Raw genomic sequence first — 25,551 nt, 5'->3', positions numbered from 1 at the left:
CCTATCATCGACCTCTTCACGCCGGCCGAATGCGCCAACTACTTCAGGGCCGCAGGATATGACCCGGATTAAACAGGACGTGCTCTAGGCGGTCGTATACTCCGCGTTGGCTGTACTCTTTCAATTGCCCAGCGGCACGCGCAGGCCCGCTGCATCGAAAAGGTGCCAGTGGCCCTCTCGCGGCTGGGCGTGCAGGACGTCACCGCGCGCCACGCGGCTCTGTCCGGCCTCGTGGATCAGGACTGGCGTGCCGTCGGGTGTGGCGCAATGCAGATAGCTGTTGGAACCGTGCTGCTCGGAAACGCTGACCGTAAGCGGCCAGCCCGTGCCGTTCTCAGACAGCGTGAAATGCTCGGGGCGTACGCCCAGCGTTACCGTTGCCCCCGCCCTGAGCGGACCCGGGCGCGCGGGAAGGGTAAAGGACGGCAGATGGGGGCTTTGGAAGGAAAGGCCGGCTTCGCTCACCCCGGTGATCGCGCCGTTGAGAAAGTTCATGCGCGGCGAGCCGATGAAGCCTGCCACGAACAGGTTGCGCGGGCGGTTATAGAGTTCGAGTGGCGCGCCCACCTGCTCGATCACGCCCTTGCGCAGTACCACGATCTTGTCGGCCATGGTCATGGCCTCGATCTGATCGTGCGTCACATAGATCATGGTGTTGCCGAGCCGCTCATGCAACTTGGTGATCTCCACGCGCATCAGAACGCGAAGCTCCGCATCGAGGTTCGACAGCGGCTCATCGAACAGAAAGATCTTCGGGTTGCGGGTGATGGCGCGGCCGATGGCGACGCGCTGGCGCTGACCTCCCGACAACTCCTTGGGCCGGCGCTCCAGCAGTTCCTCGATCTGCAGCATCTTCGCCGCCGCCTCGACGCGGCGGGCGATCTCGTCCTCGGGCATGCGGATGTTCTCCAGCCCGAACGAGAGGTTCTGGCGCACGGTCATGTGCGGGTAGAGCGCGTAGGACTGGAAAACCATCGCCACGCCGCGGTCGGCGGCGGGCACGGAAATCACGCTCTCGCCGGCGATACGGATGTCGCCAGCGGTGGCCTCTTCCAGCCCGGCGATGAGGCGCAACAGGGTGGATTTGCCGCAGCCTGACGGTCCGACGAAGACTACGAACTCGCCGTCTTCGATCTGAAGGTCGAGGCCAGGGATCACCTCGACGGCGCCGAAGGACTTGCTGAGCGTTTCCAGGATGAGATTTGCCATTTCGATTTACGTGTCCGATTTCACTTGATGCCGGTCGAGGCGATGCCGCTGGCGATGTAGCGCTGCAGGAAGATGAAGGCGAAGGCGAGCGGCAGGGCGGTCAGCGTCGTCATCGCCAGGAGCTGGTCGTAATGAATCTGGTTCTCGTCCTGGAAGGAGGCGAGCGCCAGTTGCAGCGTGAAGACCTCGCGCCGGTTGAGCACGACCAGGGGCAGCAGGAAATCGTTCCAGCGCGACAGGATCGAGAAGATCGCCACCACCGCGAGCGCCGGCGCGGAGAGAGGCAGAATGATGCGCCAGTAGATGCGCCATTCGCTGGCATGGTCCATGCGCGCCGCCTCGATCAGTTCGTCAGGGATGGTGAGCATGTACTGCCTGAGGAGGAAGACGCCGGTGGGGGTGGCGACTGTGGGCAGAATGACGCCCCATAGATTGCCCACGAGGCCCAACTGGGCGACGATCAGATAGATCGGCACCAGCACCACGGTCGGCGGTATCATCAGCGTCATCAGAATGGCTATGAGGGCGAGTGTGTTACCCTTGAAGCGGTATTTCGACAGCGCAAAGGCGGCCATGGAATTCATGATCACCGTAATTGCCGTGGCGACGATGGTGATAAAGAGCGAATTATAGACGAACAGCCACAGATCCGAGCCCGAGGCAGACAGGAGCCGCGCGTAATTCTGCCAGGTGAAGAGGATACTTCGCACGGGCTTGGCGTCCGCCACCGGCACGACGAGCCGCCCGGCCTCAGGATTTGCTGGATCGATCATCTGGGCGTTGAGCCCGACGCGGCGGATCTGGGCCAGCTGCCGCGTCTCGCCGTCCTCGGTGATGACCTCGTAAAGGGACAGGGGCTCGTCGAAACCCTCCACCGTCACGGTCTCCGCCGCGTAGGGCAGGAAAGTGGGCGGAAACTCGGCCAGGTTGACCGGTGCCTTGAAGGAGGAAAGCACGACCCAGAGCACCGGCGCGAACATCACCGCCAGGCCGAGAAACAGGTAAGCGTAGGTGAGCCAGTCGGTCCAATCCGCCCGCACCCTGCCGCGGCGGCGGGTGAGGAACTGGAGGATGGAGCTTTGCGCGGTGCGGGCGGTAAGCTCAGTCATAGCTCTTCCCCCGCGCCAGCCGCAGTTGGATCAGGGTGAAGACCAGCAGCACGGCGCCGAGCAGCAGGGAGGCTGCGGCCGCCAGACCGAAATTACGCGGCTGGATGGCGAAGCCGATCTCGTAGATATACTGCACGATCAAAATCGTCGCCGAGCCCGGACCTCCGCCTGTCAGAACGTAAAGCTCATCAAAGGTCTGCACCGATCGGATGACGCACAGGATGAAGACCACCAGCAAGGTGGGCTTGAGCATGGGCAGCGTGATGCGCGTGAAGACGCGCCAGGGATTTGCGGCATCCATCTTCGCCGCCTCATAGACGTCGCGCGGGATCGACTGCAGGCCGGCCAGCAGGATGATTGTGAAGAAGCCCATATGCGCCCACACGGTCACGAAGACCGACCAGAAGAAGGCGGAGTTCGGGAACACCAACCAGTTCACCGGTGTGAGACCGAGCGCCGTCAACAGGCCGTTGAGGGCACCGTTTCGCTGCAGGATCCATTGCCACGTCAGCGCCACTACCACCGGTGAGAGCATGACCGGGAAGAAGAAGATGCCGCGGAAGAAGCCCCGGCCGCGGATGTCGCGGTTGAGGCAGATTGCGGTGAAGAGCGCGATCCCGATCATCGCCGCGACCTGTACGGGCACGAAGATCAGCGTATTGCCCAGCGCGCGCCAGAAGAGGTCGCGGGAGCATGTAGAGGGGTCGAGATAGCTCCCGCATTCGAACAGCGTCTCGTAATTCGCCGCGCCGACATAGGGCCGGTCCGCGGGGTAAAGCCGGTCGCTGCCGGTGGCCGAATAGAAGATATTGATGAAGACCGGCAGAAGCGAGAAGAACAGCACGGCCGCCAAATTGGGGAAGAGGAACACCCAGGGCATCCGCTTGATGCCAAGGATATTCTGCGCACCGCGCATGACCGGCTCGATCGCCCTGGCGGGCAGGGCGGCCAGGGCTCTCGAGAATATGGCTGCGGCGCGCATGGCTACCCTCCGTGCGCCGGCTACTTGGCTTCCGCAGCCTGAATCGCAAGCTCCACGTCCTGCCTGATGCGCTCCAGCGCGGCCTCGGCGGTCAGCTCGTCATTGATGACCTGGCTGATGCGCGTCGTCAGCGCGTTCATCATGGCCCGCTGATAGCGCCAGCCCTGGAAACGGTAGGCGGCCGGCGCCATCTTCGGGATCTGGTCCATGAAGGTGCGGAGCGCTACCTGGGTGCGCTCGGAGGCGGTGGGATAGTCGACGCCTTCCTCGATGAGCGATGTGGCGGCGGGAATCTCGACCGCTGCCGCGATGATCTCCTTGTAGTTCTCCGGCTGCGCGACATAGTCGATGTATTCGCCCACGAGTTCGGGGTTCGGCGTGTGCTTGAAGCCCACCAGCGCTCCGCCGCCGGGCATCGCCGTGCAGGAGGACGGGCCGCAGGGCGTATCGACCACGGCCCACTCGAACAGGTCGCCGACCTCGGTATCCATCCGGCTGAGCGTCCACGAGCCGCCGAAATAGAACACCACATTCGCGTTCAGGAAGTCCTCGAAAAGCTCCCGGTGCGTCGAGCCGCCGACCGCGCCCCAGAGATCGAGCGGCATGGTGCCGTTCTTGTGCCACTCGACGAACTTGTCGATAGCCGCGTGCAGGCCGTCATCGACGACGGGATTTCCTTCCTCATCGACCAGTTCGGCGCCATGGCTGATGGCGAAGCTCGCGAAACGGTGACCGGAGCGGTCCATCTCCATCGGGAACTCAGTGTTGGTCGCCTCGGCCACCTTGCGCGCGGCTTCGGCCCACTCGTCCCAGGTTGCCCCCTCCTCAGGCACGGGAACTCCCGCCTGCTCGAATAGGGTGAGGTTCACGTAGGCGCCATTCACGGTGAGCGAAGTCGGCATGCCGTTGATGGCCTTGCTCTTTCCGTCCGTACCGCGCAGCCATTGCAGCGTCTGGCCGAATTCCTTCTCGAAGTTCGCCGCGTCCACATACGGCGTGAGGTCGACATAATAGCGGCTAAGGCCGCCCAGATCGGTGATGATGGCGGCGTCCGGTCCCTCACCGGACTCGAGCTGCACGGGCAGCGCCTCGACGACGGTCTGATAGGATACCGTCTCCAGCTTCACCGTCTTACCCGGGTGCTCCTCGTTGAACCGCTCGGCGACGGGCGCCATCGTCTTGCAGCCGAATCCGATATCGTCGCAGTATATCGTGACCTCCTGGGCGTGTGCCGTCGCCGTCATCACCAGGCCGAACGCGGTGCTCGACAAAATAGCAGTAAGCTTCATGATTCTCCTCCCTCTAAGGACGGTCGCCCGCCCTGTCGACCAGCCGTGGCTGTCCCAGCCGAAAAATGATGTTGGTCTAACCAGAGGAGCTTCGTTTCGTCTGGTCGGAATGTCAATAGTCAAAGAGAACAGTTGCTTATTTTCCAGAAACTCATGATTTAACTACATCTTTTCACCTGAAGGGATGTCGTGTGCCGGACTTGACATATCTTCCAGTTTCCGTTCTGGTCTGACCGAAATGTGGTTCCGTGCTCCTGCGGTAGGGGCAAGAGGGGCTGGGCACCGGTATCGAATTCGGCTTCCCAATGGGCGAGGATTGGCAGAAGGAACGGCAAGAATGCTGAAGTTTGCGGCCGTGGGCATCGACCACGGGCATATATTCGATCATGTAAACGGCCTCACCGCGGCGGGCGCAGAGTTCGTGGGCTACTGCCCGCAGACCTCGGTCCCGGCGCTGTTGGAGAATTTCTGCAAGACCTATCCGGAGGCGAAGGCGCTCGACCGGGAGGCGATCCTCGCCGACCCCTCGATCGACGTCATCTGCACCGCCGCCATCCCGCGCGATCGGGCGGGGCTGGCGATCCGCGCCATGGAGGCTGGTAAGGACGTGATCGTCGACAAGCCGGGCGTCACCACGTTCGAGCAACTCGAGGCGGTGGAAAGAACCGTCGCGCGGACGGGTCGCATCTTCTCCGTCTGCTTTTCCGAGCGGCTTTGCGTGCCGTCCGCCGTAGTAGCCGGCAAGATGGTGGCCGACGGGGCGGTCGGGAAAGTGGTGCAGACCCTTGGCTTGGGGCCGCACAGAAAATCACTCTCCACACGACCGGGCTGGTTCTTCGAGATGGAAGCCATTGGCGGCGTCATCAACGACATCGCCTCGCACCAGATCGACCAGTTCCTGTTTTACACCGGCTCGGGCAGCGCCGAGGTGGTGGCAAGCTCGGTCGGTAATCTCGGCACGCCACAATCGGCCGAGTTCCAGGATTTCGGCGAGGTGCTTTTGCGCAGCGCGCAGGCCTCGGGCTACATCCGCGTCGACTGGTTCACGCCCGACGGCTTGCCCACCTGGGGCGACGGGCGGCTCACTATCCTGGGTACCGAAGGCTATATCGAGCTCAGGAAATACATCGACATCGCCGGGCGGCCGGGCAAGGACCACCTGTTCCTGGTGAACGGTTCGGGCATACGCCACATCGACTGTTCGAGCGAGCCGCTCGACTACTTCGACGCCTTCGCCAGGGACGTGCGCGACCGTACCGAGACGGCGATGAGCCAGCGCCACGTCTTCGAGGTCTGCCGTCTGGCGCTCGATGCGCAGGCCAGAGCTGCCATCATCACTCCCAAGCAACAGGATTGACGATCATGACCCAGAAACTGCGCGTGGCGGTGATCGGCGCCGGCATCGCCCAACGCCACCTGACCGGCTACGGCTGGAACAAGGATCTCTTTGAAGTGCCTGTGCTATGCTCGCTGGATGCCGAGCGCGCAAAGCCTGTCTGCGAGGAGTTCGGCATCGCGGAATATACCCAAGACGCCGACTTGCTCTTTGCGCGCGACGACATAGACGTCATCGATATCTGCACGCCGCCTTACAACCATTTCGAGTTGACACGACGCAGCATCGAGGCCGGCAAGCACGTGATCTGTGAGAAGCCGCTTTTCGGCTCGCTCGCCGAGGTGGACTTGATGGCCGAGATTCTGGCGAAGAGCGACCACAAGCTCATGCCGATCTTCCAGTACCGCTACGGCGCCGGGCTGCAGAAGCTCAAGCGCCTGATGGCGGAGGGGCTGACGGGTAAACCGTTCATGACCACCATCGAGACGCACTGGTGGCGCGGCGCCGACTATTACGAGGTGCCATGGCGCGGCAAATGGGCAACGGAACTTGGCGGCGGCCTGCTCGGCCATGCCATTCACGCACACGACATGCTGAATTATGTGCATGGGGAATGTGCCGAGGTATTTGCCTATGGGGCGACGCTTCTCAACAAGATCGAGGTCGAGGACACGATGGCACTCGCCGTGCGCATGAAGAATGGTTCACTCGCCGCCCTGTCGATGACGCTGGGCTCGCGCAAGGAGATCTCGCGCCTGCGCTTTTGCTTCGAGAACCTGGTGGCCGAAAGCATTACCGAGCCCTATACCATGGCGCGCGATCCCTGGACCTTCACGGCGGGGACGTCGGAGCACCAGGAGCAAATCGAGCGGGCGCTGGCAGATTTCGTGCCGACGGAGGACAGCTACACGCGTCAGTTCGAGCTTTTCCACCAAGCGATCGTCAACGATACGGAGCTGCCGGTGACGTTGCAGGACGCGCGCAACTCGCTGGAATTGGTGACTGCGGCCTATCACTCCGAGCGTACCGGCCGGCCTACGCCGCTGCCGATCAGCCGTGAGCATCCGCTCTACCGCTCCTGGTTGCCCGAACCGGAGGTGGCGGCCGCAAAGAGCGCATAGTATCCTCGGACGAGGGCGCGACCTTCGGGGAGAACGGAGACTAGGTTGGAGAAGGCTGAAGGCAGGGCCCGCATACTGACGTCCAAGCGGCTTTATCAAATTGTCGCGCGCCGCATTGCACGCATGATCGAAGAGAATGCTGGCAGGCCTGAGTGGCACCTGCCTTCCGAGCGCGAGCTTGCCGAAGAGTTGCAGGTGAGCCGCACCGTCGTGCGCGAGGCCGTCATCGCACTGGAGATGCGCGGGCTTGTGGAGGTGCGCGGTCGGGCCGGCATTGTCGTGCTTCCGACGCGGCCCAATCAGCTCGGCTTCGACGCCATCAACACCGACATCGGACCCGGCCCCTTCGAGCTCCTGGAGGCGCGGCTTGCGGTCGAATCGGGTGCCGCCTATCTCGCTGCACAGCGGGCGACGAATTACGACATCATGGAACTCGAGGAGTGCATCTCGCGCATGCAGCCTGACACGGGCGCGGTGCCGTCGAGCGAGAAGGGCGACCGCGAATTCCACATGACCATCGCCAACATCACTGGCAATGCCATCATCGTCTCCATGGTGGAAGCGTTATGGGCGCAGCGTGACGCTTCGCGCATGTGGAAGAGGCTTCACGAGCACATCCATGATGAAAGCGTGCGGCCGATGTGGATCGGCGACCATCACGCCATCGTCGCCGCTTTGAAGATGCGCAATCCTGAGGCCGCGCACAAGGCAATGGCGCGCCACATCACAAACATTATAAATGAGCTGCTGCAGGCAGACGAACGCGGCCGCTTCATGGACAACGAAGATATGACGTAGGGAGGCATTCCGTGCTGAGAGGCTTTGAACATGCCGGCATCACGGTGCGCAACATCGACCGGAGCCTGGCGTTTTATGTTGATCTCTTGGGGTTGAAGCTCGTTGTCCGCCGGCTGGGACTCTACGGCAACGAGATCGCATTTCTTCACGCTGGCAACAGCATGCTTGAGCTCGTCAGCCCAGCGACGGGCGCGTTGCTCGCCGAGGATGTGGCGGAGGGCCGCGCCGGCATACGGCACTTGACCTTCAGCTTTGATGACGTCGAGGAGACTTACCACCAGCTCGAGGAGGCGGGGGTGGAGATGGTTGAGCCTCCGCGGCCCGCCTATAATCCCGACATCGTGGGGAAGGTTGCTTTCTGCCGCGACCCCGACGGTTTGCTCATCGAACTGACGGAACCCTAGGCAGATCGCGCCACGGCGAACCGGTCCGCACCATATTAAGCACCGCTTCCACGAACATGCGGTTGTCGCGGCCGTACGAACCGCGCGTGTGTGCATCACCAATGATACTGGGCTACTTGAGCCCCGTGGAGTTCGAGGAACGAGCTATGTTAGCTTAACCGCGTGTCCGAAAAACCGGCAGCAGGCCGGCGGAAGGTTTCAGAGACGTAGCGTCCCTTACGGTGCACTTATATACGCCAGTTCCCCGAACCAAGTTTCACCAAAGTCGCCATTCGCGTGCACTCCTTTCCGGGGTGTGCGCTCCGTGTGCACAGAGAGTTCAAAAGTGGTACAAGCGTGTGCAATTTGGTCCAAAAACCAGTGCACACGTTCTCGGTTAGTTCCATGATAATGCAGGAATAATGCAACATAATCAAGCATTTAAGTTCGCGGTTGCACCCATGATGGACTGGACGGAAAATCCATGGGTTTCAGCCGGTTATTGAAGCGCCCGTGCAATTTCCGTGCAGTGAGAGGGCGAAAGTCAGCCACGTCGGACGTACACCTTTAGCGTCGCCGGCCCAAAGATCGTGATTTCGCGAAAGTGATTCATAACCGCCGGGCAGGGGGCTCAATTTAGGTCATGAATTGAGGGTGACAGCATTCGCATGCTGTCCTTGCATGTCGCCACCGGATTTTTGTCATTGGGGGTTCGAGTCGGGGTCCGCTACCGCCGATCCCCCCGACCGGAAGAGCCGGTGTTTGCTCTTGAATTGGAACGAATCCAAGCGGCTTGAACGCCAACCGTCTAACCACCGGGTCCCAACTTGCCGGACCCGGCGCAGCTGATTGAAACGGGGCGCCTCCGATAGGCAGTCTGACACGGCCAATGCGACGGCGCGAGTTGACCAAGACATTGCCGCATCAGGGTCAAATGGCCGCTTTGCGCCCGCCTTTTGGGTCGTTGAGCAGGCGGCAGACCGATCTCGAAAGCGGTCATCTGCGCGGTAGGCGCACATCAGACGGACGGGCCGGCGGTAATGCTGGCTACAGAAGAAGCGCAGACGGCAAACGAGGCTAGGACGGCTTAACGATCCAGGCCCCGCGCGGCTAGTTCGTCATCTGTCGCCTTTTCAACCCGAAGCAGAGCCTGCTCCCATGTTTCTCCCGGTGTTGCAGGTGAAAGATGGGGTTTGATCCACGCATAGTGCTGATGGAGCTGGCGTCTCGAATAGCGCGCCTTTCGCATGATTTGGCAAAGCGCAGCCTTTTCATGGAAGTTAAGCCGTGCCTGACACAGCCGAGATTCTGGAGGAAGTTCAGGGTCTAACGTCAGGCGTCAATGAGCCCTCACATCGATTAATAAGTAAAACGAAATAATCTAGCTTTTTCTCACTTTCTCAGGGGCGGAATGTACATGGTAGTTGGCTCCACATCGTATCGTCCTTTCCAGCGAACCGAACGAGGAGGCAAACCCTATGCTCGCGTACTGGGTACCGGCCCTGTCGGGTTTAGCGCAATGTCCCTTTGATGTTGGCGCCGCTAGGCGGGCGCAGGACTACGAACTGGCAGGCGCCGACCGTGCTTAGGATCGGCATCGATATCGGCGGTACCTTCACCGATTTCTGCGGATGGCGCGAGGGGGAGGGAAATGAGATCGTCAGCCTGAAAGTGCCCTCCACGCCGCCGGCATTCGAGGAGGGCTTCCGACAAGGCTACGAAATCCTGCTCGAGAGGCTTTCGCCCGCGCCGGGGGAGGCCGCCGTGGTGATGCACGGGACGACGGTGAGCACGAACGCGGTCATCGAGCGCAAGGGGCCGAAGATCGCCTTCTTCGTAACGGCGGGATATCGGGACCTTCTGGAACTGCAGCGCATGGGGGTTCGCAATCCGCTCAATATATTCGAAAGCCGCACCAAATCGCTTGTCGAGCGAAAGCTGGTCTTCGAGATCGAGGAAAGGCTTCTGCGCGGTGGCGACGTAGCGAGCCCGCTGAATGAAGAGGCGGTCGAGGTCGCGGTGCGGCAGGCGGTGGAGGCGGATGCCGAGGGATATGCTGTTGCGCTTCTTCACAGCTACTCCAACCCAAAGCACGAAGAGGCTGTCGCCGGGATCATTCGCAGGGTGGTTGGAGAGGATGCCGATGTCAGCCTGTCGAGCGAGATCTGGCCGCGCATCGGTGAATACGAACGCGCGGTCGTCAGCGTGCTGAACGCCTTCGTGCGCCGGCGCATGAATGAGTATATCGGTGCGATCGAGGACTATGTCGCCGAGAGGTTGCCTGGATCGCAGCTCTTCGTGACGCGTTCCAATGGCGGCGCGATGGCGGCTGCCGAGGCGCGTAGATTTCCGGTCCACACGCTCCTGTCGGGGCCGGCCTCGGGCGTGACGGCGGTGCAGTATCTCGGTCGCGCCGTCGGCGAACACAACATCCTGACCATGGATATGGGCGGAACCAGCACCGACATCTCGCTGGTAAGCGAGGGGCAGGTGCTTACCTCCACCTCTGCCGAGGTCGGGGAGTTTCCGGTCGTCATGCCGGTGACCGGGATTGAGGCGATCGGCGCTGGCGGAGGCTCTCTCGCAGTCTTCGATGGCGGCGTGCTGCGCGTCGGACCCCAAAGCGCTGGTTCCTATCCGGGACCTGCCTGCTTCGGGCGCGGTGGAACCGCGCCGACGCTCACCGACGCCTATCTTCTGGCAGGCTATCTGCCGGAAGCCTTGCTCGGCGGCGAAATGCGTCTGAACCGGGACGCTGCCTTGCGTGCCATGGCGCCCATCGCGGAGGCCTTGCGGACGGATGCACTTTCCGCAGCCGAGATGTGCGTGGCCGTTGCCAGTTCCAACATGGTCGCGGGTGTGCTGCCCTATCTTGCCCGGCACGGCGTGGACCCTGAAGACCTCACCCTGCTCGTCTACGGGGGAGCAGGAGCCATCCACGGTCCGCTCCTTGCCGCCGAGATCGGCGTCAACCGCATCCTCGTGCCGACCACGCCTTCGGTCTTTTGCGCGCTTGGCGGATTGGTGTCGGACCTCAGTCACGATTTCCTCGAAACGATCCACGGCGTCGTGGTCGACGGAGCGCTGATTTCGGAGAAGTTCGCGGTCTTCGAGCGACAGGCCGATGAATGGCTTTCGCGCCAGGCTCCGCCGGAGCGGCTTGTCTCCAGGAAATTCGAGCGCTGGGCCGAGATGCGCTATGTCGGGCAGTCGTTCCAGGTCGATGTCCGTCTTCCCGATGCCGCCGTCGAGGAGCGGGATATCGCCGCGATGCACGATGCCTTTCATCAGGAGCACGAACGCATTTACAGCCATGCGGATCGCAGCGCGCCGGTCGAGTTCGTGGATCTGCGCCTGCGCGTGCGCGGCGCCATGTCGATACCGGAGCCGGCCTCGGCACGAACGGCGGCCAGCGGGGGTGCGGGAAAGGGTGCTCGACCCATGCGTTTCCAGGGACGGTCCTTTCCCGAGGCTCCTGTTTACCAACGCTCGCGCCTCTCCCCGGACCAGACCCTTCAAGGGCCTGCGGTAATCGAACAGTCCGACGCCACCATCGTCGTGCCGCCCGGCTTCGTGGCGCGCGCCGGCGCCTTTGGCACAATTCTCATGACCCGGAGCTGAGCGATGGACGCCGTACGTACTGCGATCATGAACAATCGCTTCAACGCGATCGTCGAAGAGGCGTCGGCAGCGGTCTACCGCACCGCGCACACGACGTTCGTCAAGCTTGTCCAGGACTATCAATGCGCCCTTGCGACCGCGGAGGGCGACATGTTCGCCTATCCGATGATGTCCGGCGTCAACGTCTTCATCGGCTCACCTATCCGGCCCACGCTCGATTCCATCGGGCGGGAGAATTTGAGGCCGGGCGACATCATCATCACCAACGATCCGTTCGCCACCGACGGGCTGGTGACGCACCTCATGGACATCACCCTGCTTTACCCGATCTTCAGGGACGACAGGCTGATCGCGGTCGGCTGGGCGTTCGTGCATGCGTCCGACATCGGCGGTGCGGTGCCCGGCAGCATCTCTCCCGCCTTCACCGAAGTGTTTCAGGAGGGCACCAGGATCAGGCCCGGCAAGCTCTACGAGGAGGGCAGGCTCAACCAGACATACAAGGCGCTGCTCGAGGACAACAGCCGCATTCCGACCGAGCTCTGGGGCGACATCCAGGCCATGGTTTCCGGCCTGAAGAGCATGGACCGCAGGATCGGCGAATTGTGCGAACGGTACGGGCGCGACGCCGTTGAACAGGGCATGCAGGATGTCATCAGCTATGCCGAGCTGAAGGCCCGCGCCGTTATTGAGCAAATTCCGGACGGCAGCTATTCCTTCTCCGATTACCTGGAGGGGATCAATGACGGGCAGCTTGCCTATTTCAGCGTGACGCTGACCGTTCGCGGCGGTGACATCGACGTGGATTTCTCGGGGACCGATCCCCAGCTTCAGGCCGCGTACAATCTGGTGACTGGCGCCACGACACATCCTTACGTGGTCCAGTGCCTGATCTCCTTCATCCTGACCATGGATCCGCTGACGCCGCGCAATTCCGGCATCTTGCGGCCCATCCACGCCCACGCGCCGCGCGGCACGGTCCTCAACGCCATGTTTCCAGCTTCCGGTGGATCGCGTGCGGCATCGGCAACGCGCGCCTACGACATCATCATGGGCTGCCTAAATCAGGCGCTGCCGGACGGCCTTGCCGCGGCCGGCGCGGGCATGGCCGGCGTCATCGTGGTGGCGGCGCCCGATCCGCGGACGGGCCGCGATCGCGTCAACGTCATCAACACGATCCACGGGGGCGGAGGCGCCCGCCGCGACCGGGACGGGGTGGACGGCACGGAGGTGCGGTACTCGCAGCGCATGGTGCCGACCGAGGTGATCGAGGTGGAGACGGCGCTGATCATACGCGCCATCAGGAGCGTCCCCGACAGCCGGCGTGCGGGGCGCTACGCCAGCGGCGCGGCGCTGGAGATCGAGATCGAGAACACCGCCAGCCGCGCGATCATGACGGTCCGCAACATGAATCGCTTCGTCTTTGCGCCCTGGGGTTACAGGGGAGGGGAGCAAGGCCTTCTGGGGAGGACACTCGTCAATCCGGGAAAGCCGGACGAGCGCTCCATCGGCAAGATCTCTGTTCTCGAACTCGGCCGCGGCGATGTCGTGCGGATCACCAGCCCGACCGGCGGAGGGTTCGGCGATCCGTTGGAGCGCGAGACCGCGGCCATCGTGGAAGAGATCGAGAACGGCATGCTGTCGCGCGCGCGAGCTGCAGAGGTCTATGCCGTGATGTTCGACCAGGAGGGAAGGGTCGACGAGGAGGCGACCTACGCCGCGCGCAATCGCCGCGCCCGCCCTGCTCTCGATGACTTCAGTTTCTGTGACGAGCGCGCGCGCCACGATCGGGCATGGCCGATGGCCACACGCAAGCAGCTTGCGTCGATGGCGCTGTCTCTCGACCCGCGCATTCGCAGCCAGGTCGTCGGAAAGGTTCACCAACGGATGCTTTGCGAGGGAAAAGCGGTCGCGCCCGAAGCATTGCAAGCCGTCATGGAGGAAGAAGCGGCGCTGTTGTCCGGCTTCCGGCGCGCTTCTTGAACTATGATCGGCTACCGATCGAGCAGCGAGCGCTTGCAGGACGGGGTCAAGCCTTTGCGATGAAACTTGCCATCCGCCCGGCCCTCGTTCAACCTGACGATCTTTGTCCGCGGTGATCGCTAGCGCCATGACAGAGATGCCGGAACTGTCGAGCATGAAATGCTTCATCGCCGTGGCCGAGGAGCTGCATTTCGGCCGGGCGGCGAAACGGCTCAACATGACGCAGCCCACGTTGAGCCACAGGATCAGAAAGCTGGAGGACAGTTTCGGCGTCCAGCTTTTCATACGCTCGACACGCAGCGTGGAACTGACGCCGCCGGGCGAGACCTTCCTGCCGCTCGCGCGCGACATGCTGGTCAATCTGGACGAGGCTGTCCTTCTGTCAAAGCTTGCGGCTGGAGGGATGTCCCCGGGTGGCGAGCATCTTAAGGTCGGCGCCATCGATCCGGCTGCGCACCGTCTTCTTCCTCTTATCCTGCGACGCTTCCGGAACCGGTTTCCCGAGACGCGTCTCGACGTCAGGATCTATGATTCCTCGGAATTGCTGCGCGCACTCGAACGTGGGGATTGCCACGTCGGCATAATGCGGCCGCCCTCCAACGTGAACCTCGTCCGCTTCCGGCCGCTGGTGGCCGATCGGTTCATGGCCGTCATCCCGAGACAGTCGCCGCTCGCTGCCCGCACCTCGCTGCGGCTCAGCGATTTCGTCGGCCATAAGGTCTTTACCCTCAAACGTTTCGAGCTTTCGAGCTTCGAGGAGGTGCACAATCAGATCACGGCAGCCGGCATCGACACCGATATCGGCGTGAATGTATCGAACACGACGGCGGCTCTCGCACTGGCCACGGCTGGCCTCGGCATCACCTTCCTGCCGGAGTGGATCGAGAGCGTGGTCAGCAGCGCCGTGGTGCTGCGCCCGGTCGAGGAACTCACGCAGGAGATCTCGATGGGCATAGGTTGGCGCGCGGACAATCCAGTCCCCGGCATACTGCCCTTCGTCGAATACGCAGACAGAGTTTCACGAGCGCGGTAACCGCCCTTCAGGGCTGCGCTTCATGCCTGAGCTTCGTTTCCGTCAATGCCTTCGCGATGTCGACCAACTCGTCCTTGTTGGCGATGGGGTCTTCCTTGCGCCAAGCGATGCCGAGGCTGATCTTCATGTCCACATCCTCCATCTTGCGCAGGGCAAAGCCGGGATTGGGGAAATCTCCCGCCCATTCCGGCACGAAAGCGACGCCGAAACCGGCGGTCACCAGCGCCATCATCGATAGCGTGTTTCGGCAGACGATGGAAATGTTGCGCTCGATGCCATGCTGGGCGAATTTTGCGCGGAAATAGTCCTCCACGTACCGGGCGTCGGCCAGAGGGTTATCGCGGGGAATGGCGAGGAGATAATTGTCGGTCGAGATGTTCATGTAGGCGAGCGAGGCGGTTTTCTCGATCCGGCGCAGGAAGCCGACATTGATGTTCCCGCGTTCGATCTCCCCGCTGAGGCTTTCTGAGGTTCCCGTTTGAATGCTGGTCTTGATCGCCGGGAAACGCTCCTTCACAAGGCCAAGGTAACGGGGAAGAAGCTTGAATGTCGCCGGATAGATGGAGCCGACGCTAAGGTGGCTGATCTGCTGCCCGGCCGTGCGCATCAGCAGTGCGACGTAGTCGGCCTCGTTCAGGATCGCGTGCGCCTTTTCATAGAATACCTTTCCGGCGTCGGTCAGCTCGACGCGCCGCGTGCTCCGCCGCAGGAGTTTCACCCCCATCTCGCTTTCGAGGGCGCTGATCTGCAAGCTCAAGGCCGGCTGGGCGATGTTGAGGCTTGCTGCGGCCCTTCCGAAATGGAGCTCTTCAGCGACAGCAACGAAGTAGCGGATGCGCCGTAGTTCCAATGCTTTAGCCTCAGTTCATAAGGTTTTCGAACGTCGGTTTGTTATGGATTATTGATTAATCCCGCGCAATCCATATTAGACTTCGCGTAATTGATGAAACAGACTGCCGGGATCGAAAAAGGCGCAAAGAGGGAGAACGTCAGATGAGATTTGCCCGGTATGCATTATCTGCCGCTGCGCTTGGCGTAGGCATCAACGGGACGACTGCCGTCGCGCAGGAATTGATCGTCAACAGCTATGGCGGCCCCTATGAGGAGATCATCTATGAACGGATCATCAAGCCGTTTCAGGAGCAGAGCGGCATCAAGGTGATCTACGACGCCGTCGGTTCCTCCTCCCAGGACTATGCCAAGATCAAGGCGACCAAGGGCAGCCCGGGCTTCGATGTGGTGGTGATGACCGCCTCTCAGTCACTTGACGGCTGCAAGGATGGAATCCTGGAGAAGCTCACGGTCGAGAACGTGCCCAACCTGGCATTCCTGGATCCGGACGTAAGCGCGATGGCGAGCGAATGCGGCGCCGTGCACGAGGTGCAGTACATGTCGCTGCTCTACCGGACCGACCACATAAAGCAGGCGCCGGATTCCTGGGAATTCCTCTTCAGCGAAGAGCTCGATGACAAGATTGTCCTGCCCACCTTCGAAAACATCATGGCCGTCTATCTGATGGAAGTGTTCTCGACGATGAATGGGGGCTCGCTCCTGGAGATCGACCCGGGCTTCGAAAAGATGGTGGAACTTGCGCCGCGCGCCATCGCTTTCGAGCAATCTTCCGCCGTTCTGGACAAGTATGTCCGCGAAGGCCAGGCCTGGGCCATGCCCTATTGGAGCGGCCGTGCCCAGCTGATGAAGGATGATGGCGTCCCTGTCGATTACATCATCCCCAAGGAGGGTACCATTCCGCTGCTGGCGACGCTGAACGTACCTATCGGTGCGCAGAACAAGGAGGCCGCCCTCGAGTTCGTCAATTTCTTCCTGGAGAAGACCAGCCAGGAAGCCTGGATGGACGGCTACAAGGTCGGCAGCATCCGTTCCGACGTGGAGGTTTCCGACGAGATCCGCGCCAAGCAGATCACCTCCAAGGAAGACATCCAGAAGCTGCTCCTGCCCGATCCCTCGACCATCGCCGAGCGGCTGCCCCAATGGGGTGACAAGTGGCAGCGCGAGGTCATTCCTGCCGCCAAATAGGAACGGCAAGAAAAGAAACAGGGGCCCGTTCTCCATGGCTGCCGAACAAACGACAACCACCGTGGTGCCGAGGCGCTATAGAATGCGCCTCGGCGGCACCATGCCTTCCTTGCGCGGCTATGTGCCCCTTATTCCCCCTGTTACCATCCTGATGATGTTCTTCGCCCTGCCTATGGGCATGATGATCGGCTTGAGCTTTCAGGATGGCGACACCGGCAGCTTTTCGCTCACAAGTTACGAGCGGTTCTTCACGGACGATCTGGCCTTGGACGGGTTCTTCCGCACCATCGTGATGTCGGGCCTGGTCGCGGTCTGCGTTACCGTGATGTCCTACCCGATCGCCTACTTCCTTGCCCGCTCGACCTCCCGCTGGCGCGCGGTGGTGTTCGCCCTGGCCATCGCTCCGGAACTCGCGGGCGTCGTGCTGCGCACCTATGGATGGCTGATCATTCTGGAGGACCAGGGCTTCGTCAACGATCTGGTTATCCAGCTAGGATTGATCGATCGCCCGCTGCCTCTCTCCCACAACATGTTCGGCGTGGTGGTGGGCCTGACGCATGTGCTGCTGCCTTTCGGCATCCTGTCCCTGCTCACCAACATCCAGGGGATCGACCCGAACCTCGAGAAATCGGCGCAGATACTCGGCGCCTCGCGCCTTTCGGTGCTGCGCCACATCATCCTGCCGCTCTCCGTGCCCGGTATCGTCAGCTCGCTCCTGATCGCCTTCACGCTGGCGGCGAGCGCCTATGCGACCCCGGCACTGCTTGGCGGCATCAAGTTCAGCGTTCTGGCCACCATGATCTACCAGCAGGTTCTCTTCTACATAAACTGGCCATATGCCGCGGTGATGGCCAACGTGCTTCTCGTTATCGTCCTGGCCATCGCCTTTACCGGAGCAAGGCTGGAATCCCGTCTCAACAGCAAGCTGCACGTGAGGTGAGACGATGTCGAAGCTGCTCTCCGTCGGCTACTGGGTCTTCTTTTCTTTCATCCTTCTGTTCATCGCGCTGCCCATGGTGGTGGTCCTGGCGGCTTCGGTGAGCCCCACTTCTCACGTCACTTTCGAGTTCTGGACCTGGACGCTCGAGTGGTTCGGGAAGCTGTGGACGTCCAAATGGCTGGATCCTTTCATCCTGAGCGCCAAGATCGCTGCGATCGTGGCGGTGATCAGCGGCGTGCTGGCGACACTCGGTGCCTACGCGGTCGCCTATGAAAAGTGTCCCGGCCACGACGCCATCATGTCGTTCCTGTTGTCGCCGCTCGCGGTGCCGCAGATCGTCAAGGGCGTCGCCATCGTCCTGTTCCTGTCTTCCGCGGGTCTCTTCCGCTACCTCGGCACGCCGGGCCTGATCGCCGGCCACATCATCCTGACGGTGCCCTTCGCCGTGAGGATGATCGCGACTTCGATGTACAATTTCGACAAGAACCTCGACCGTGCCGCGCGCATCCTCGGTGCCAGCTGGTGGCAGAGAATCCGGTATGTCCTCCTGCCGCTGATAAAGCCGGGGATCTTCTCGGGCATGACGTTCGCCTTCATCATCTCGTTCAACAATGTGCCCTTGTCGCTGTTCCTGGTACGCCCGGGCCAGTCGACGCTTCCGATCACCGTCATCAATTACTTCGAATACAGCCTCGACCCCATTCTGGCTGCGGTCAACGTCGCCTCCCTCCTGTTCATTCTCGCGGTGATCTTCCTGTTCGAGAGGATCGGAGGGTTCACGGTGCAGATCCACGGAGGAAGCAAATGAGCGCGGCAGAAATCGCCGACATCGAGCTCGTCGGCGTGACGAAGAGCTATGGCGGCAATGTGGTCGTGGTGGACAATGTCAGCCTCACCGTGCCGAGGGGAGAGTTCGTGAGCATCCTCGGACCTTCCGGGTGTGGCAAGACCACGACGCTGAACATGATCGCGGGTTTCCACGAACCGAGTTCAGGCGAGATCCGCATCCGCGGCAGGAACCAGGTCGGCGTTCCCCCCGAGAAGCGTAACATCGGCCTCGTCTTCCAGAACTACGCCCTGTTTCCGCACATGACGGTGCAGGAGAACGTCGCCTTCGGCCCGAAGATGAAGGGGCAGTCCAAGAGCGAAACGGAAGAGGCCGTTCGCAGCGCCCTCAAGAGCGTACGCCTGGAGGGCTATGAGAGCCGTTACCCGAAGGAGCTGTCGGGTGGGCAGCAGCAGCGCACGGCACTTGCCCGTGCCATCGCGCCACGGCCTTCGGTGCTGCTCCTGGACGAGCCCCTTTCAAATTTGGATCTCAAGCTTCGCGAGGCGATGCGGATCGAACTGAAGGAGGTCCAGCAGCAGCTCGGCATGACGTTCGTATACGTCACGCACGACCAGGAGGAAGCCATGTCCATGTCCGACCGCGTGGTGGTGATGTCGGATGGCGTGGTGGCCCAGGAGGGGCGGCCGTCGGAGATCTACCAGAACCCGGTCTCGGCGTTCGTGGCCGATTTCATCGGCAAGTCCAATCTCCTGCCGGTCAAGCAGGCGAGGGACCACGATGGCAGGCTGACGCTGACGCTGGGCGGCGGCTTGTCGCTCGTCTCGGAGAGATCGGGAGACATCCCGGCGAACGACATCACCCTCTGCTGCATCCGCCCTGAGAACGTACAGCTTGCCCGCAAGGGCGCTTCCGGCGAAAACCTCTTGACGGGTCGCGTAGACAAGCTGGTCAATCTCGGCGCGCATGCGGAGCTCTGGGTGGATGTCTCCAAGGATTGCCTGCTCAAGGTGCAGGTGCCGGTCCGCCGGCTTCAGGGGATTGAGATCGGCAGCCATGTCGATCTTCTGATCGAGTCCGCCGCCATCCAGCCATTGGCGCATTGAGCGTATCAGCAATGTCCGATCCATATGAGATCCTGCAATCACCGAATCGTGTGACGGGAGAGCTAAAGACGCTGCTGGAAGGCGTCGAGGTGGCGACGATCGGACACCTGGCGCTCTACGGCGTGATGCATGGGCGCATTCGCCCTGTCTTCCCGGTGAAGGCTCTCGGAAACGCGGTGACGGTCGTGGCGCCGGGGCGGGACGGCGCGGTGATCTACAAGGCGATCGATACTCTGAAGCCCGGCGACATGCTGGTGATCTCCCGGGTCGACGGCGATGACATAGCGTGCGTCGGCGGCGGAGTCGCGGCAGCGGCGAAGGGGCGCGGCGCGGCCGGCATCGTCCTCGATGGCCCCTGTGCCGATGCGGCCGAGATCGTCGAGGCGGGCCTGCCGGTGTGGTGCGCGGGGGCTTCTGCCAAGACGACAAACCGGGCCTTTCGCATCGGCGGTACCGTCAACGTCCCCATTGCCTGCGGCGGGGTCGCGGTCCTGCCTGGCTACGTGGTGCTGGCGGATGCTGACGGCGTCTTTGCCGCCGATGCCGATCGGATGGCCGGCATGGCAAGGGCTGCGCTCGAGCGCCAGAGCCGCTCGGCCGGGCTCAGGGAGCACCTCTTGGCCGGCAAATCCATCTTCGATTTCGACCGGGCGGGCTAGGATGAAGCTCTCCCTCATCCAAATGAACTCGCAGCCGGACAGAGCCTACAACCTTCAACAGGCGGACAGGCTGATGCGGGCGGTCGTCGAGCGCGACGCGCCCGATATGATCGTCCTTCCTGAACATTTCGACTGGAGCGGCGGAACGGCTGCGCAGAAAAGGGCGGCAGCCGACGATATGCCGGGCGGAGCGGCATATCGCCAGATGCAGGCATTCGCAGCGAAACACCGCATCTGGATCCATGCCGGCAGTTTGCTCGAGCGAATCCCGGGCGAGGAGAGGATCCACAACACGGCCGTGGTTTTCGACCCCGAAGGCACCGAGGTCGGCCGCTACCGCAAGATCCACATGTTCGACATTGAGGCGCCAGACGGAAAGACCTACCGCGAATCGGAAGCGGTGAAGCGGGGGTCGGATCTTCTGGTCTACGAGGCGCACGGGCTCAGGATCGGAGCCGCCATCTGCTACGATCTGCGCTTTTCGCGGCTTTTCGACAGGCTGGCATCGAAGGATGTCGACCTGATCATCCTTCCCGCGGCGTTCACGCTGCAGACCGGGAAGGATCACTGGGAGGTCCTCTGCCGTGCCCGGGCCATCGAATTCCAGGCCTATTTCGCAGCCTGCGGACAATGGGGTCGATTTCCCGGGCCGGAGGGCGATGAACGTCAGGTCTATGGCCATTCGCTCGTCTGCGACCCCTGGGGACACGTCGTCGCGCGGGCGTCGGACGGGATCGGATTCGTGACCTGCCATATCGATCCGGAGCAGGTGTCACGAGTGCGCAAGCTCATTCCGATGTCTTCCCATCGGGTGGATCTGTCCTCGTTTCCGCTACGGTTCGCCGATGAAGGACGGCGGTGGCCATGAGGTACGGTCAATTCACGTCCGGCAGGCTGGCCGCCTATTCGGCTTCGATCCGTTTCGAGGAACTGCCCCGCGACCTGGTCGAAAAGGCTCGGCAGTGCTTGCGCGACTCCATCGGCTGCCTTCTGAGCGCCAGAGGTTTGCCTGTGGCCGAAATGCTTCAAAGGACAGTGATGCCGGAGCGTGGATCCGGCAGAGCCAAGCTTTCGGATGCGGGCAACGTCGCTCTCGCGAATGCCACGCTGATCAATGCGCTCGATTTCGACGATATCTACCGGAAGGGTCATCCCGGAGCGACCGTGATCGGCTCTGCGCTCGCCCTGGGTGAAGTTCTCGATGCGTCGCCTGAGGAGCTGATCGCGGCGATCATAGCAGGTTACGAGGTGGGCTGCCGAGTCGGCATGTCTTTGGTACAGACCCAGCCGCGAAAGCTCCTGCACGGGCACGGCACGTGGCAGACGCTCGGCGCCGTGGCCGCTTCCGCGCGTCTGCTGCGGCTCGATCCGGACCGGACGGCGCATGCTCTTTCCATCGCGGCGGCCAGCGCTCCTGTCGCTTCGGTCATGAAGACTGTCTACGGCGCCAAGCCTTCGATGGCGAAGAACAATTTCGGCGCTGCCGCGCAAGCGGGCGTCAATGCCGCCCTGCTCGCCAAATGCGGCGGCGAGGGCCCGCTCGATGCCTTCGACGGCGAAACCGGCTTCTGGCGAATGTTCGGCGCCGATGCGTGCGACTGGGCGGTGTTCGATGTCGAGCCCGGCACGTTCTCGGAAACCCGTGAAGTGGGCTTCAAGCCGTTCAGCTGCTGCCGCATCCTGCAAAGCAGCATCGAGGCTGCGTTGGCTGCGGCAGCCGAACTCGGCGCCGCCGATCCTTCTGGAGAAATAGTCGAGATCCTGGTGCGCGGGCCGGAAATCCTGACGCGCCCTCCTTTCAGCAATCCCAACCCTTCTGACATGTGGGCCGCCCAGTTCAGCGCGCCGCACGCGATTGCCATGGCCCTGCTTGGTGTGCCGCCGGGGCCGGATTGGTTCAGTTCCAAGAACCTGCAAAATCCCGCGCGCCACAAGCTGGCGGCGCGCGTCGTGCTGGAGTTGGGCAGCCCTGCCTCCGGCAAGGCTAGGCCGCATCATCATGCATCGACGGTGCAGGTGACGCTGGGGAGCGGCCGACGGGCCGAGGCCGCGATCGACATCGCTAAAGGCGAAGCGAGCAATCCCATGAGCGAAGCGGAACTGCGTGCAAAGTTCGTCACCCTCGCGGCCAAGCGCGTTGCGCCGGAGCGCGCCGAGGCGGTTGCTTCCATGTTCGACACAGCCGCGGCGCTTCCGCCGGTCAGGGTCCTCCTAAATGCCGTCGCGGAGCCAGCATGATGCGTTTGATAACCATGCCTCGCCCTTCTGCTCCATGCGCGGCAAGCCCGGAGGCATCGTGAAGACAGCTGACATTGTGGTCATCGGCGCCGGGATTGTCGGAGCGGCCATCGCCTTCGGCCTTCTCGGGAAGGGGAAGAAAGTCATGGTGCTCGACGGGGCGCCGGAGGATTTCCGGGCCTCGCGCGCCAATTTCGGTCTCATCTGGGTGCAAGGGAAGGGGGAAGGCATTCCGTCTTACCAGGCAATTACGCAGCAAAGCGCGAGTGAGTGGGACGAGTTCGCGAGGAAGGTGCGGGAGATCGCGCGGCTTCCGCTCACGATGGAGCAGAAGGGCGGGCTCATCCTCTGCCTAGGTGACAAGGAATGGAGTGCGCGCTCGGCCAAGAATGAACGGCTTGCCGCCCAGCAGCCCGGCCGCGAACCCGACACGGTCATGTTGGAGAGGGACGAGCTCAGCCGGCTCCTGCCGGGTGTGAGGCTGGGGCAGGAGGTGGTTGGAGCGAGCTTCGGTCGCACGGACGGGCACGTCAACCCGCTGGAGCTTCTCACCTCCCTCCATGTGGCGATACGGCGGCTCGGTGGTGCCGTTTCGTTCGGAACGCCGGTGCTCAACGTTCGGCCGACATCCCTCGGCTTCGAGATAGTCACCGACAAGGAAACTTTTGCTGCTGAGAAGGTCGTGCTGGCGGCGGGCCTCTCAACACCCGGGCTTGCCGCGCCTCTCGGCATGCGTGTGCCTCTCAAGCCGCAGCGTGGCCAGATCCTCGTGACCGAGCGCATGCGCCCTTTCTTGCCGTTTCCCGCCAGCGGACTTCGCCAGACGGGCGAGGGGACCGTGACCATCGGGGCAACCCAGGAAGACGTGGGCCTCGACATCTCCACCACCGTGTCGGCTGCATCGAGACTGGCGGCCCGCGCAGTGCGGATCGTGCCTGCGCTGGAGCACGCCACCATCGTGCGCCAGTGGTCGGGGCTCAGGATCAAGTCGCCGGACGGCGCGCCAATCTATGACCGATCGCGGCGTTATCCTGGTGCTTTCGTGGCGAGTTGCCATTCCGGCGTGACCCTTGCTGCCTATCACGCGCATGGCGTCGCCGATGCCGTCATCGCTGGTGCCCTGGACGACCACATGAGCGCCTTTGCGCCGGAGAGATTTGATGTTCAGAAATGCGCTTGACCTCAGCCGCTCGACCGTCCGGATCACGGTGGATGGCAAGCCCATCGACGCTCCCGAGGGAGAGACCGTGGCGGGGGTGCTCGTGCGGATGGAACCCTTCCATGCCCGCACCAATCCCGTGAGCGACGAACGCCGGGCACCCTATTGCATGATGGGCGTCTGTTTTGAATGCCTGGTGCGCATAGACGGCACCTCCTCCATCCAGGCCTGTCTGGTGCCCGTCAAGGCCGGCATGGTCGTGGAGCGGCAGGCGGGCCCGCGTGAGGTCGCGTGATGCAGCGGGAATATGATGTCGTGGTTGTCGGTGCAGGCCCCGCCGGCATGGCCGGCGCGATTTCGGCGTACGAGCAGGGATTGTCAGTGCTGCTCCTTGATGAGCAGCCTGCGCCAGGCGGTCAGATCTGGCGCGCCGTGGAGCGCAACGCCGCAGGCCCGCTGGGCCGGATACTGGGAACGGATTATCAAAAAGGCGCAGAGCTCGCAGAGAAACTGCGGTCAAGCCGCGTCGATCTGCTGTTTGGCGCGAAGGTGTGGCAGGTCGAGGACGGGTTCGGCGTCTTCATGAGCGTTGACGGGCGGACGCGGAGCGTCAAGGCCCGTGCGGTCCTGCTCGCCACCGGCGCGCAGGAAAGGCCTAACCCCTTCCCGGGATGGACCCTGCCGGGGGTAATGAGCGTCGGCGCCGCCCAGATCCTGATCAAGAACGCGGCAAGCATTCCGGATCAACCGGTCTGGATCGCCGGAACCGGACCCCTCCCGCTTCTGTACATGACGCAGCTCCTGGAATTGGGCGGCAGCATTGCCGGCTATATCGACACCGCGCCGTGTGGCAATTTCCGGCGTGCTCTTCCCCATCTTGCCTCCGCGATGAAGACGCCCAAGGGCCTCGTGAAAGGCCTCGGCTGGCTGACAAAGCTGCGTCGTGCGGGCGTTCCGCATTTTCGAGGCGCGCATGGTCTGGAGGCGCTGGGGGATGAAAGGCTTCGGGCAATACGGTTCCGGACGGCCGCGGGCGAAACCATAGAGGCCGGCACGGACATCCTGCTGGCTCACGAGGGTGTCGTGCCGAACGTACACTTCCCGATGGCGATGGGCTGCGAGCATGATTGGGATGATGCGCAGCTCTGTTTCGTGCCGCGGCTCGACAGATGGGGTGAAAGTACCCGCGAGGGGGTGTTCATTGCCGGCGATGGCGGCGGAATCGCTGGTGCTGATGCTGCCGTTGAGCTCGGCCGGATCGCCGGGCTTGGAGTTTCGCGCAAGCTGGACGTTCAATCTTCCACGGCGGCAGAGGGGAAGGCGTCAGGTTCGCGGCGGTCGTTGAGACGATTGCTGGCAATACGCCCCTTCCTCGATGCGCTATACCGCCCGCGCCCCGAGGTTTTCTCGCCGGCGCCGCAGACATTGGTCTGCCGATGTGAATGTTTGACCGCGGCGACGGTCAGGGAGGTGGCAGCTCGCGGGGCGGCCGATTGCAACGGCGTCAAGGTAGAAACAAGGGCCGGAATGGGGCCATGCCAGGGTCGGCAGTGCGGCTACACGGTTGCCTCACTTGTGGCACAGCAGCATGGGCTGCCAATGGCTTCCGTCGGATATTTCAGAATCCGTCCGCCCCTGAAGCCGGTAACACTGGGCGAGCTTGCTGCTTTTAGAGACTAGTCTAGTGCCCGTCCATAAACGGTAAGCTGCTGAAATTACTGGAGGAATCACCAAATTTCCGCAGGAAAGGCCCGACGGTTTCAG

At 62.5% G+C, this 25,551-nt stretch carries 22 protein-coding genes and 1 pseudogene; 17 read left to right on the top strand and 6 right to left on the bottom strand.

The genetic code is table 11. The features are described from left to right. Positions 1 to 120: 120 nt before the first annotated feature. The 4 genes from GM910_RS23705 to GM910_RS23690 all read right to left on the bottom strand — a co-directional run bounded on the left by GM910_RS23705 (position 121) and on the right by GM910_RS23690 (position 4,589). Positions 121 to 1,209: an ABC transporter ATP-binding protein gene (locus GM910_RS23705; RefSeq protein WP_159592454.1), complete on the bottom strand. Its 1,089-nt coding sequence runs from the start codon at positions 1,207 to 1,209 to the stop codon at positions 121 to 123. Positions 1,210 to 1,229: 20 nt separating this feature from the next. Next, positions 1,230 to 2,318 carry a carbohydrate ABC transporter permease gene (locus GM910_RS23700; protein ID WP_159592451.1) on the bottom strand — a complete coding sequence of 363 codons (1,089 nt, stop codon included), beginning with the start codon at positions 2,316 to 2,318 and terminating at the stop codon, positions 1,230 to 1,232. After that, the gene (locus tag GM910_RS23695; RefSeq protein ID WP_159592466.1) at positions 2,311 to 3,234 is read right to left on the bottom strand and encodes a carbohydrate ABC transporter permease; all 924 of its coding nucleotides are present in this window, start codon (positions 3,232 to 3,234) and stop codon (positions 2,311 to 2,313) included. The genes GM910_RS23700 and GM910_RS23695 overlap by 8 nt, the downstream gene beginning before the upstream one ends. Positions 3,235 to 3,320: 86 nt before the next feature. Then, positions 3,321 to 4,589, bottom strand: a complete 1,269-nt coding sequence (locus tag GM910_RS23690) for an ABC transporter substrate-binding protein (RefSeq protein WP_159592448.1) — start codon at positions 4,587 to 4,589, stop codon at positions 3,321 to 3,323. Between the two features lie 337 nt (positions 4,590 to 4,926). Between GM910_RS23690 and GM910_RS23685 the strand changes: the two genes are divergently transcribed. Genes GM910_RS23685 through GM910_RS23670 form a run of 4 tightly spaced genes read left to right on the top strand, consistent with a single transcriptional unit; the run spans position 4,927 to position 8,248 of the window. Beyond that, entirely contained in the window at positions 4,927 to 5,946 is a 1,020-nt protein-coding gene (locus tag GM910_RS23685) for a Gfo/Idh/MocA family protein (protein WP_159592445.1), read from the top strand. Between the two features lie 5 nt (positions 5,947 to 5,951). Further along, positions 5,952 to 7,046: a Gfo/Idh/MocA family protein gene (locus GM910_RS23680; RefSeq protein ID WP_159592442.1), complete on the top strand. Its 1,095-nt coding sequence runs from the start codon at positions 5,952 to 5,954 to the stop codon at positions 7,044 to 7,046. 45 nt (positions 7,047 to 7,091) lie between these two features. After that, positions 7,092 to 7,844 (top strand): FadR/GntR family transcriptional regulator, encoded by a 753-nt coding sequence (locus tag GM910_RS23675; RefSeq protein ID WP_281354925.1) that lies wholly within the window; start codon positions 7,092 to 7,094, stop codon positions 7,842 to 7,844. 11 nt (positions 7,845 to 7,855) lie between these two features. Next, complete coding sequence (locus GM910_RS23670) at positions 7,856 to 8,248, top strand: VOC family protein (RefSeq protein WP_159592439.1); 393 nt, start codon at positions 7,856 to 7,858, stop codon at positions 8,246 to 8,248. On the opposite strand, the pseudogene GM910_RS23665 reads toward GM910_RS23670, so the two are convergent. Further along, a pseudogene (locus GM910_RS23665) lies at positions 8,241 to 8,354 on the bottom strand (transposase); the annotation flags it as partial. The gene GM910_RS23670 and the pseudogene GM910_RS23665 sit on opposite strands and share 8 nt — an antisense overlap. Positions 8,355 to 9,808: 1,454 nt before the next feature. Between GM910_RS23665 and GM910_RS23660 the strand changes: the two are divergent. The 3 genes from GM910_RS23660 (at position 9,809) to GM910_RS23650 (ending at position 14,861) form a co-directional block, all read left to right on the top strand. Next, complete coding sequence (locus GM910_RS23660; RefSeq protein WP_159592436.1) at positions 9,809 to 11,848, top strand: hydantoinase/oxoprolinase family protein; 2,040 nt, start codon at positions 9,809 to 9,811, stop codon at positions 11,846 to 11,848. A gap of 3 nt (positions 11,849 to 11,851) precedes the next feature. Then, positions 11,852 to 13,828, top strand: a complete 1,977-nt coding sequence (locus tag GM910_RS23655) for a hydantoinase B/oxoprolinase family protein (RefSeq protein ID WP_159592433.1) — start codon at positions 11,852 to 11,854, stop codon at positions 13,826 to 13,828. A gap of 127 nt (positions 13,829 to 13,955) precedes the next feature. Beyond that, complete coding sequence (locus GM910_RS23650) at positions 13,956 to 14,861, top strand: LysR family transcriptional regulator (protein ID WP_159592430.1); 906 nt, start codon at positions 13,956 to 13,958, stop codon at positions 14,859 to 14,861. A gap of 7 nt (positions 14,862 to 14,868) precedes the next feature. Here GM910_RS23650 and GM910_RS23645 read toward each other — a convergent pair whose 3' ends face one another. Further along, positions 14,869 to 15,711 carry a LysR family transcriptional regulator gene (locus tag GM910_RS23645; RefSeq protein ID WP_159592427.1) on the bottom strand — a complete coding sequence of 281 codons (843 nt, stop codon included), beginning with the start codon at positions 15,709 to 15,711 and terminating at the stop codon, positions 14,869 to 14,871. 143 nt (positions 15,712 to 15,854) lie between these two features. On the opposite strand from GM910_RS23645, the gene GM910_RS23640 reads away from it, so the two are divergent. The 10 genes from GM910_RS23640 (at position 15,855) to GM910_RS23595 (ending at position 25,467) form a co-directional block, all read left to right on the top strand. Then, entirely contained in the window at positions 15,855 to 16,898 is a 1,044-nt protein-coding gene (locus GM910_RS23640; RefSeq protein ID WP_159592424.1) for an ABC transporter substrate-binding protein, read from the top strand. A 100-nt stretch (positions 16,899 to 16,998) separates the two neighbouring features. After that, positions 16,999 to 17,838, top strand: coding sequence for an ABC transporter permease (locus GM910_RS23635; RefSeq protein ID WP_246226314.1), 840 nt, complete (start codon positions 16,999 to 17,001; stop codon positions 17,836 to 17,838). A gap of 4 nt (positions 17,839 to 17,842) precedes the next feature. Continuing rightward, positions 17,843 to 18,646, top strand: a complete 804-nt coding sequence (locus GM910_RS23630; protein WP_159592421.1) for an ABC transporter permease — start codon at positions 17,843 to 17,845, stop codon at positions 18,644 to 18,646. After that, the gene (locus GM910_RS23625) at positions 18,643 to 19,731 is read left to right on the top strand and encodes an ABC transporter ATP-binding protein (RefSeq protein ID WP_159592418.1); all 1,089 of its coding nucleotides are present in this window, start codon (positions 18,643 to 18,645) and stop codon (positions 19,729 to 19,731) included. Before GM910_RS23630 ends, GM910_RS23625 begins: the two co-directional genes overlap by 4 nt. Before the next feature lie 11 nt (positions 19,732 to 19,742). After that, positions 19,743 to 20,390 (top strand): RraA family protein, encoded by a 648-nt coding sequence (locus GM910_RS23620; protein WP_159592415.1) that lies wholly within the window; start codon positions 19,743 to 19,745, stop codon positions 20,388 to 20,390. A gap of 1 nt (position 20,391) precedes the next feature. Then, positions 20,392 to 21,258 (top strand): carbon-nitrogen hydrolase family protein, encoded by an 867-nt coding sequence (locus GM910_RS23615; RefSeq protein WP_159592412.1) that lies wholly within the window; start codon positions 20,392 to 20,394, stop codon positions 21,256 to 21,258. Beyond that, positions 21,255 to 22,628 (top strand): MmgE/PrpD family protein, encoded by a 1,374-nt coding sequence (locus GM910_RS23610; RefSeq protein ID WP_246226312.1) that lies wholly within the window; start codon positions 21,255 to 21,257, stop codon positions 22,626 to 22,628. The genes GM910_RS23615 and GM910_RS23610 overlap by 4 nt, the downstream gene beginning before the upstream one ends. A 58-nt stretch (positions 22,629 to 22,686) precedes the next feature. Beyond that, a complete protein-coding gene (locus GM910_RS23605; RefSeq protein ID WP_246226309.1) occupies positions 22,687 to 23,808 on the top strand; it encodes an NAD(P)/FAD-dependent oxidoreductase in 1,122 nt (373 codons plus the stop codon). Beyond that, entirely contained in the window at positions 23,789 to 24,082 is a 294-nt protein-coding gene (locus tag GM910_RS23600) for a (2Fe-2S)-binding protein (RefSeq protein ID WP_159592406.1), read from the top strand. Before GM910_RS23605 ends, GM910_RS23600 begins: the two co-directional genes overlap by 20 nt. Continuing rightward, positions 24,082 to 25,467, top strand: a complete 1,386-nt coding sequence (locus tag GM910_RS23595) for an FAD/NAD(P)-dependent oxidoreductase (protein ID WP_159592403.1) — start codon at positions 24,082 to 24,084, stop codon at positions 25,465 to 25,467. The genes GM910_RS23600 and GM910_RS23595 overlap by 1 nt, the downstream gene beginning before the upstream one ends. The last annotated feature ends 84 nt before the right edge of the window (positions 25,468 to 25,551 follow it).

Source organism: Chelativorans xinjiangensis (genome assembly GCF_009812055.1).
Taxonomy (GTDB): domain Bacteria; phylum Pseudomonadota; class Alphaproteobacteria; order Rhizobiales; family Rhizobiaceae; genus Chelativorans; species Chelativorans xinjiangense.
The sequence above is the reverse complement of the archived record's forward strand: the minus strand, read 5'-3'. Positions and strand labels throughout refer to the sequence as shown.